This window comes from Pseudonocardia kujensis, assembly GCF_021283305.1.
Classification (GTDB): domain Bacteria; phylum Actinomycetota; class Actinomycetes; order Mycobacteriales; family Pseudonocardiaceae; genus Pseudonocardia; species Pseudonocardia kujensis.
Window position 1 is genome coordinate 1 of sequence record NZ_JAJSOK010000126.1, and the last position, 9,153, is coordinate 9,153.

Annotated in this window: 7 protein-coding genes and 1 pseudogene; all 8 read right to left on the reverse strand. The window is 72.6% G+C overall.

Annotated elements, in window-relative coordinates; all coding sequences use genetic code 11:
• Positions 1–44: 44 nt before the first annotated feature.
• Positions 45–140, reverse strand: coding sequence for a pyrroloquinoline quinone precursor peptide PqqA (gene pqqA, locus LWC35_RS38190; protein ID WP_232875462.1), 96 nt, complete (start codon positions 138–140; stop codon positions 45–47).
• Between the two features lie 51 nt (positions 141–191).
• On the reverse strand, positions 192–1,892 hold the full coding sequence (locus LWC35_RS38195) for a PQQ-dependent dehydrogenase, methanol/ethanol family (RefSeq protein ID WP_232875464.1): 1,701 nt from the start codon (positions 1,890–1,892) through the stop codon (positions 192–194).
• Positions 1,893–1,905: 13 nt separating this feature from the next.
• Positions 1,906–2,631 (reverse strand): MSMEG_3727 family PQQ-associated protein, encoded by a 726-nt coding sequence (locus LWC35_RS40730; RefSeq protein ID WP_308194757.1) that lies wholly within the window; start codon positions 2,629–2,631, stop codon positions 1,906–1,908.
• 110 nt (positions 2,632–2,741) lie between these two features.
• Positions 2,742–4,145: a DNA-binding protein gene (locus LWC35_RS38205; protein ID WP_232875465.1), complete on the reverse strand. Its 1,404-nt coding sequence runs from the start codon at positions 4,143–4,145 to the stop codon at positions 2,742–2,744.
• 150 nt (positions 4,146–4,295) lie between these two features.
• The gene (gene katG, locus LWC35_RS38210) at positions 4,296–6,485 is read right to left on the reverse strand and encodes a catalase/peroxidase HPI (protein WP_232875472.1); all 2,190 of its coding nucleotides are present in this window, start codon (positions 6,483–6,485) and stop codon (positions 4,296–4,298) included.
• 94 nt (positions 6,486–6,579) lie between these two features.
• Positions 6,580–6,672: pseudogene (locus LWC35_RS38215) on the reverse strand (transcriptional repressor); the annotation flags it as partial.
• A gap of 110 nt (positions 6,673–6,782) precedes the next feature.
• Positions 6,783–8,018, reverse strand: coding sequence for an acyl-CoA dehydrogenase family protein (locus tag LWC35_RS38220; protein ID WP_232875467.1), 1,236 nt, complete (start codon positions 8,016–8,018; stop codon positions 6,783–6,785).
• 76 nt (positions 8,019–8,094) lie between these two features.
• Positions 8,095–9,039 carry an AraC family transcriptional regulator gene (locus tag LWC35_RS38225; protein ID WP_232875469.1) on the reverse strand — a complete coding sequence of 315 codons (945 nt, stop codon included), beginning with the start codon at positions 9,037–9,039 and terminating at the stop codon, positions 8,095–8,097.
• Positions 9,040–9,153: the final 114 nt, after the last annotated feature.

The following is a 9,153-nucleotide window of genomic DNA, read 5'->3' on the forward strand; positions in this document are numbered from 1 at the left end:
GGGTTTGGGGCGCGGGGGGGCCGGCCCCACCTCTCGCGATTCGGTCAGCCCTCCCTCCGGGCGACGTACATCGTCACCTCGGGGGCGACGCCGATCTCGTCGAACTCCGGTGGCTCCCACTCGATGAGCTGGGACTCCATGGATTCACCTCCCCTCTGCGCCCGATGTGCGGCACAGGAACGGAACGGGACCTATCGGGTCGGGGACTCCTCCGGCAGCGCGAAGGCGATCAGTGCGCTGCCGTGGCCGGCGCCGAGCATGCCGGGCAGGAACCCCTCGGCCCAGCCACCCCACCCGACCGGCACGACGACGTACTGCCGGCCGTCGACCGAGTAGGTGGTCGGGCTGCTGTGGTGGCCACTGCCGCACTGGAACTGCCACAGCAGCTCCCCGGTGCGGGCGTCGAGCGCGTTGAACTCGCCCGAGGGCGTGCCGGCGAACACCAGGCCGCCGGCCGTGGCCAGCACCGACGCACACATCGGCAGGTTGTTGCGCCAGCGCCACTTCTCCTCGCCGTTGGCGTCGAAGGCACTGACGTAGCCCGTCATGTCCTCGATGTCGACCTGAACGCCCGCGCCCCAGTAGGGGATGCTCTCCTTGAACTCGCGGCGGCGCCGGGTGGCCGTGGCGCCCACGTCCTGGATGGGGACGTAGAACAGCTCGGTCTCCGGGCTGTAGGCCGCGTGCGTCCACTCCTTGGCGCCGGCCGGACCCGGGTAGAAGTGGACCGGTTCACCTTCCTTGTCGGGGTACCGCGCGGGCGTCACCTTGCCGTCGCGGGTGATGTTGCCCCAGTCGATCCGGTCCACGAACGGCGTGATCTGGACCAGCTCGCCGTTCGTGCGGTCGACGACGAAGAAGTAGCCGTTCTTGTCGAAGTGCCCGAGCAGCTTGCGCCCGCCCGACTCGAACAGGATGCACTCGGCGATGCTGTCGTAGTCCCAGACGTCGTGCGGGGTGCACTGGTAGTGCCAGCGGATCTGCCCGCTGTCCGCGTCGACGGCCACGATGCTGTCGGTGTAGAGGTTGTCGCCCTCGCGGACCTCGCCGTCGAAGTCCGGTGCCGGGTTGCCCGTGCCGATGTACAGCAGGTTCGTCTCGGGGTCGAAGGTGCCGGTCAGCCAGCAGTTCGCCCCGCCCCGGGCCCACGCCTGGCCGTCGGCGGGCCACGTCTCGGAACCGGGCTCGCCCGGCTTCGGGACCATGTAGCAGCGCCACACGTGCTCGCCGCTGTCGAGGTCGAACGCGTCCAGGTGGCCGCGGACACCGAACTCGCCGCCCGAGCTGCCGACCACGACCATGTTCTTCACGATCAGCGGGGCGACCGTCGCGCTCTCGCCGGCCCGCACGTCGCCGTAGGTCTTGTCCCAGATCTTCTTCCCGGTGGTGGCGTCGAGCGCGATCACGTGCGCGTTCGGGGTGACCGAGAAGACCTTCCCCTTGGCCACGGCGACCCCGCGGTTGACGTTCCCGCAGCACAGCGAGATGTCGAACGGGGTGGCGTGCTTGTACCGCCAGATCTCCGTGCCCGTCTTGGCGTCGAGGGCCCACACCCAGCCGTCCCAGCCGGAGACGAACATGACCCCGTCGACGACGAGCGGGGAGGCCTCGAAGGCGTACGTCGACGCGCCCGCGATCATGCCGCTCGTGCCGGACTGGAAGATCCAGGCCGGGCCGATGCCCTTGACGTTCTCGGTGTTGATCTGGTCCAGCGGGCTGAACCGCTGGCCGTTGTAGGCGCCGTAGTAGGTGAGCCAGTTCTGCGGCTCCGAACGGGCGTCGAGGATGCGCTCGTAGGTCACGTTCTCGACGACCGGCGGCGCCGTGCCGTGCTTGCCGCTCAGATCGCCCTGGTCGATGGCCTCACCGGCGTCGACGTACTCGACGGTCATGGTCTGATCCTTCCTACGGCCGCGGCTGTTCGGGTCGGTCGAGGCGGGCCTCGGGCGGGACGTCGCCGAGGACGACGATGGCCCCGGTCAGCCCGCGGCCCTCGTCGTTTCCGGTGGGCGAGCTGAACCAGTAGTAACCGGGGCCGTCGAGATTGAGCCTCGCCCGCCCGCGGGAATGGTTCACCAACCAGATGAACTTCCGGTCGCCATTGCTGGGGAACAGCGCGCAGTGCGTGTTCAGATCGTCGTTGAAGATCTCGATCTCGAGGTCGCCGCCGTGCGGCATCACGATGACGGCGGGGTCCCAGGCGATCTCGTCCGGGTGGATCCGGAGCCGGATCTGCATGGTGCCGTCTTCGCGCTCCTTGGCCTGTTCGATGTTGCCGGTCGTGATGACACGTCCGATGGGGCCCTTGTTCTGGGCGTCCAGCCCCAGCTTGTGCAGCAGTTCGGCCCGATCCTGGGCGCTACTGGTCGTCATCGGCTTCGCCTCCTGGTTGACGCCTGTCCGCGTGTCGTCCGCCTCGCGCGCCCGGCCGCCCGCCGGCCCGGGTTCGGTGCCGCGCCGCGTCGGACCGGGGCGCGACGACCGGCCCCGTCTCGCGGGCATCGGTCGCTGTCGGTCGTCTCGAAAGCCGTCCGGAATGTGCGCGACGACCGCCGGGAACGGCGTCCCCCAAGCGATCGGAACCCCGCCCCGAATTCGTTCGTCGGAGGGCCGAAACGTTACGCCGGTCACAGCGCGAGCGGCAAGGTCACGTACCGCTTCGCGGTGCCGGGAGCCGTTCGTTCGGCCGGAGCTACCGTTCCCCCGCGATCCGGTGCCGTCGGAAGATCGCCGGTCCGGGCTCAGATTCCGAGCGCCCGCCGCACCGCGGGCGCGTTGCGCCGCGACACCGGCACCCGGACGCCCGAGGAGCCGTCGAGGACCAGCGACAGCTCGCCCTTGTCCCCGCGCTCGACCTCCCGGACGCGCTCGAGGTTGACCACGTACCGGCGGTGGACCCGCAGGAAACCGGCGTCGGCGAGCTCCTCGTCGAGCCGGTCGAGGCCGGCGGAGGCGGCCCGCAGACGCCCCTCGTCGGTCGAGAGCCAGACCTCGTTGCCGTCGGCCTCGGCCAGGCAGACCTCCGCCGGTCGCAGCAGCACCAGGCGGTTCTCGCGCAGGCCGACGAGCCGCCGCCGGGTCCCCCGGGGCGTCCGCGGCCGGGCCGGCGCCTCGAGCTCGCCGACCAGCTCCCCGTCGACCACACCGAAGGACAGCAGGCTCCCCACCAGCCGCCCGGAGACGAACACCGGCCGGACGCTGACCGGTGTCGGCTCCTCGGCGAGGTGGGTGAAGACCTGCGTGGCGCCCACCCAGTCCGGGTTGTGCGCAGCCTGCCGGTCGGCGTAGCGGGCGATGCCGATCAGGTCGGGGAGGCCCGGGTTCCAGCGCACCGTGGGGTCGATCGCCGGCGTGGCGGCGGGAACCCCCATGAGCACACTCGCCGTCTCGTCGGCGATCACCACCTTGCCCGCAGTGTCCATCGCGGCGAGCGCGGCGCCGGGGCGGGCGCGGGCCTGGGTGAAGGCCGCGACCAATGCCGTCCCGCTGTCCCGGGCGCGGCTGCGGAGCGTGCGCCGGGTCGTGGCGACCGCCTGCGAGAGCCACGCACCCGTCGCGTCGGGAAGGGCGGTGCGCCAGCAGGAGATGTTGAGGACCGCGATCGGGGCCCTGGTCACGACGTCGCGCACCGCGATGCCGGCACACACCCAGTTGTGGAAGGCCCGGCACCAGTGCTCGGCACCGCGGACCAGGACCGGGCCGTGGCCCTCCAGCGCCGTGCCCATGCCGTTCGTGCCCGCCGCGCACTCCGACCAGCAGAACCAGGGCGCGAGGTTGGAGTCCGACGCCCGGCCCAGCGTGGTGTGGTTCCCCCACGCCGCGAGGATCCGCCCGGTGGCGTCCGCGACGGTGACGATGCCGCTGAGGTTGTCGACGTCCTGGGCCACGGAGGCCGCCAGGCCGCCCAGCTCGGTGAACACCACGTCGTGCTCGAGCGTGTGGTCGATCTGCTCGACGGCGACCGGCGCGGCCTGCAGGTGCGGGTCGACGCGGTACTGCTCCCGGCAGCGGTGCCACGACACCACCACCTCCGGGCGGACGCCGGGGACGCTGTCCTCGCCCTCCACGAACCTCTCCCACGCGGCGAGCACAGTGTCCCGGTAGGGGGTCGCCGCCGTGGGTCCGAGCCGGTGTACGTCGTTCATCAGGAGACCACTCGTCGTTGAGCGCAGCCAGGGAGGTCCCACTGTAGGCACCGGCACACCCGTGCGTCACCCGACGAAAGGGCCCCCGGGACGATGTCCCGAGGGCCCGTTCGGGTCAGCAGTGCGCGAAACGCCCGCCGGTCCCGGGGATCAGACCAGGTCGTACCGGTCGGCGTTCGCGACCTTCACCCACGCCGCGACGAAGTCCTTCAGGAACTTCTCCCCGGCGTCGTCGCTCGCGTAGACCTCGGCGAGGGCCCGCAGCTCGGAGTTCGACCCGAAGACCAGGTCGACCCGGGTGCCGGTCCAGCGGACCTCGCCGGTGGCGCGGTCGTGGGCCTCGAACAGGTCGTCGTCGCCGGCGACCGACGTCCACTCGACGTCCATGTCGAGCAGGTTCGTGAAGAAGTCGTTGGTCAGCGTGCCCGGCGCGTCGGTGAGCACGCCGGCCTTCGAGCCGCCGGTGTTCGCGCCCAGCACCCGCAGGCCGCCGACCAGGACGGTCATCTCCGGCGCGCTCAGGCCCAGCAGGTTCGCCCGGTCGACGAGCAGGTACTCGCCGGGCAGGCGGTGTCCCTTGCCGCGGTGGTTGCGGAAGCCGTCCGCGGTCGGCTCGAGGTACGCGAAGGACTCGACGTCCGTCTGCTCCTGGGTCGCGTCGGTCCGGCCCGGGGTGAACGGCACCTCGACCGGCGTGCCGGCGTCCTTCGCGGCCTTCTCGATCGCGGCCGCACCGGCCAGCACGACCAGGTCGGCGAAGGAGACCTGCTTGCCGAACGACGCCTGGACGCCCTCGAGGGCCCGGATCACCTGGGCCAGCTCGTCCGGGTCGTTGACCTCCCAGCCGCGCTGCGGCTCGAGGCGGATCCGGCCGCCGTTCGCGCCGCCGCGCTTGTCGCTGCTGCGGAACGACGAGGCCGCGGCCCACGAGGCCGACACCAGCTGGGCCACCGACAGGCCCGTGCCGAGGATCGCCGTCTTGAGGGCGGCGACGTCCTCGTCGGAGAGGGTGTAGTCGCCGCGCGCGGGGACCGGGTCCTGCCAGAGCAGCTCCTCCTGTGGCACCAGCGGGCCGAGGTAGCGCTGGATCGGGCCCATGTCGCGGTGGGTCAGCTTGTACCAGGCGCGGGCGAAGGCGTCGGCGAACTCCGCCGGGTTCTCGTGGAACCGGCGCGAGAGCGGCTCGTAGATCGGGTCGAACCGCAGGGCCAGGTCCGTGGTCAGCATCGTGACCGGTCGGTTGAGCTCACCCGTCTCCGGGTCGGGGATCCTGTTGTCCCCCGAGCCGTCCTTCGCCACCCACTGCCAGGCCCCGGCCGGGCTCTTCGTCACCTCGTACTCGTAGCCGAACAGGTTGTCGAAGAAGCCGTTGCCCCACTGCGTCGGCGTGGAGGTCCAGGTGACCTCCAGTCCGGAGGTGATGACGTCGCGGCCCTTGCCGGTGCCGAAGCCCTGCTTCCAGCCGAGGCCCTGCTGGTCGATCGGGGCGCCCTCGGGCTCGGGGCCGACGTTGCCGTCGACGTCCGGGTTCGCCGCACCGTGGGTCTTGCCGAAGGTGTGGCCGCCGGCGATGAGCGCGACGGTCTCCTCGTCGTTCATCGCCATCCGGCCGAAGGTCTCGCGGATGTCGCGGGCCGCCGCGACCGGGTCGGGATTGCCGTTCGGGCCCTCCGGGTTGACGTAGATCAGTCCCATCTGGACCGCGCCGAGCGGCTTCTCCAGCTCGCGGTCACCGGTGTAGCGCTCGTCGCCGAGCCAGGTGCGCTCCGGGCCCCAGTAGACGTCCTCGTCCGGCTCCCACACGTCCGCGCGGCCGCCGGCGAAGCCGAAGGTCCTCAGCCCCATGGTCTCCAGCGCACGGTTGCCCGTGAAGACCATGAGGTCGGCCCACGAGACCTTCCTGCCCCACTTCTTCTTGACCGGCCAGAGCAGTCGGCGGGCCTTGTCCAGGTTGCCGTTGTCCGGCCAGCTGTTGAGCGGCGCGAAGCGCTGCATGCCCGCGCCCGCCCCGCCGCGGCCGTCGTCCACGCGGTAGGTGCCCGCGCTGTGCCACGCCATGCGGATCATGAAGGGGCCGTAGTTCCCGAAGTCCGCCGGCCACCAGTCCTTCGAGTCGGTGAGGACGGCGTCGACGTCGCGGGCCAGCTCGTCCAGGTCGACGGTCCGGAACTCCGCGGCGTAGTCGAAGTCCGGTCCCATCGGGTTCGCGACGGCCGGGTGCTTGCGCAGGATCTTCAGGTTGAGCTGGTTCGGCCACCAGTCGGTGTTGCTGGCACCCTCGGTCGGGTGCCCGAGGCGACCGGCGTGGACGGGGCAGCCGCCCGCCTGGTCCGTCTGCATCTGCTTCTCGACGGTGGTGTGGTCGTCGGACAGCGACACTGCGATCCTCCTGCGTTCGGGGGAGTGTGGTGGGCTCACGTACTCGGCGCGGTGGAGCAGCGGGGCACGGTACGGGGCCGACGGCGCGGTCGACGTCGGCGATCGCACCGCACGAACGGCGCACCACGTGGTGGTGGTCGCCGACCCGTCACTCGAAGCGGCACGCGGCGGAGTCTGGCGAACTCTCTGGAACGAATCAAGAAGTGTCGCACTCTGAGACCACCGCCTGCCGCGCCCGCCCGGCCCGCCACCCCCCGGCTACGCCATGCCCGACGCCGCCAGCGGGTCGTACCCGGGCGTGCGGAGCAGCGCCTGCAGCTGCCGGCGGCGGACGCCGACGTTGGACCCCTCGATCACCGGGTACGCCAGGGCCTCGTTCAGGTACCGGAGCAGCGGGAACGCCGTGTCGTAGGCCGACACCCCCACGATCTTGACGAGGTCTGTGATCACCGCGACCGCGGTCTCCGACCCGAACACCTTGGCGTGCAGCGCCCACTCCGGGCCGTGCGGGTCCCCGGCGAGCGCGGCGTCGAGGGCGCGCCAGGACAGCAGCCGCACGGCCTCGATCCGGCCCTTCGCGTCGGCGAGGACGTCCGCGACCGCCTGGTGCTCGATGATCGGCACGGCGCCGCCGCGCCGCTCGGTGGTGGCGAACCGCAGCGCCACGTCGAAGGCCCGGCGCATCGCCGCGACGGCGAAGGTCCCGATGGAGGCCCCGCTGCCGACGAAGGCGTTGCGGCACAGCTCCACGCCCTGGCCCTCCCGGCCGAGCAGGTTCGCCCGCGGCACCCGGACGTCGACGAGCCGGACGGTGGCGGTGAGGCAGCCGCGCAGGGCGGGCAGGTCGTGGTACTCCTCCACCTCGACGTGGCCGGCCAGGTGCTCCCGCTCGGCGACGACCAGCGACACCCCGCCCGGCGCCCGGCAGACGATCGTCATGAGGTCGGGGCCGTCGCCGTCCCAGCCGGGCAGGTGCGACGCCCACGCCTTGCGCCCGTCGATCACGTAGTGGTCCCCGTCGGGGACCGCCGTGGTGCGGGTGCCCTCGGCGGGCGGGGGCGCGTCGAAGTTGGCGCTGCCCCCGGGCTCGGAGTAGGCCATCGCGGCCACCGGGGCACCGGAGTCGGCGAGGAACGGTGCCACGAAGCGCGCGACCTGCTCGGGCGTGCCGACCTCGTAGACGGGCGCGAGCGCGATCAGCGGCCCGGCCATCGAGATCACGAAGTCCGGGCTGTGGGCGGCCCACTCCTCGATGAGGACCGCCGCGTCGACACCACCGGCCGCGGCGCCCCCGAAGGGCACCGGGATGAGGCCCTTGAGGAAGCCGGCGGCGACCGCCTTCTCGAAGGCGGGCCGGGCCAGGGCCGCCCGCCGGACCGGGTCGGGCTCGACACGGACGGCGTCGGCCAGGTCGCGCAGGTTCGCCTCGGCGAACTCCCGCGCGGCGTGCTTCAGTGCGACCTGCTCGGCGGAGAGGGAGAAGGAGACGGGCACCGGGACCTCCGTCGTCGGTGCCGGACGGCGTCCGGCAGGGAGCCCCAGGCTCCCGGTGCGGGGTCCGGTGGTCTCGTCAGTCCGTGCGCCGGACCTGTGCAGTCCGTGCAGATCCGCGCAGCGCGCTCGGCGCACAGCCGTGGACGCGGCGGAAGGCGCGGCTGAACGAGGCCGGGTCGAGGAAGCCCACCGAGGCGCCGATCTCGGTGACGGTCCGGGCGTCCGCGGGGTCGGCGAGCAGGGCGGCGGCCCGTTCCAGCCGCAGCCGCCGGACGGTGGCGGCGAACGTCTCGTCGGTACCGGCGAAGGCGGCGTGCAGGGTGCGCGGCGACATCGCGAACCGGCGGCACACGGAAGTCACGGACAACGCCGGGTCGCCCAGCCGGCCGTGGACGTACCGCAGGACCGCGGCCCGCAGCAGCGCGGCGGGCGGCGCCTGGGGATCGGGCGCCGCCGCGGCCGCGATGGCCGAGGCGAGGGCGTGCTCCAGCTCGGCGGCGGCGGGCGGGGCGGCGTCGTCGACCTCCCAGAGGGCGGCGATCATCGCGCTCACCACGCCGCCGGCGCCACGACCGTCCCAGCGGTCGCCGAGCCGGGACCGCAACCCGCGGTCGTCGAGCAGGTCGTGGGGGAGCCGGTAGGAGACCATCCGCCAGGGCGCGTCGAAGTCGAACCGGTACGGCTCGGTGGTGTCGACGACGGTGAACTCGCCCGGCCCGACCACGGTGTCGGCCCCGGCCTGCCGGACCCGGCACCGGCCCGCGACCTGCAGGTTCAGGAAGTAGAAGGCCCCGTCGGTGCGGGCGACCTCGGCCGGGCCGTGCAGGGTCGTCTGTGGTTGCGAGGCGATGTGCGCGCGCATCACCTGCTGCAACGGCCGCGTCTCGACGCGGGCGGCGAAGCCGGGGGTGTCGGAGCGGGCCCGGCGCGGGGTCAGCGGCACGAAGGCGCGGCAGATGACCTCGTGCCAGTACCCGAACTGCTCGCGCTCGGGCCGGGCGGCGACGTCCCAGACGGCCATCCGCCGACCTCCTCGTGCCCGGTGTGGGCGGCGGGGGTCGCCGCCCACACCGAATGCTCGTCCGGGACGTCGGTGCCGGTCAACCGGCCGCGGGGACGGGTCCACGTGGAGCGT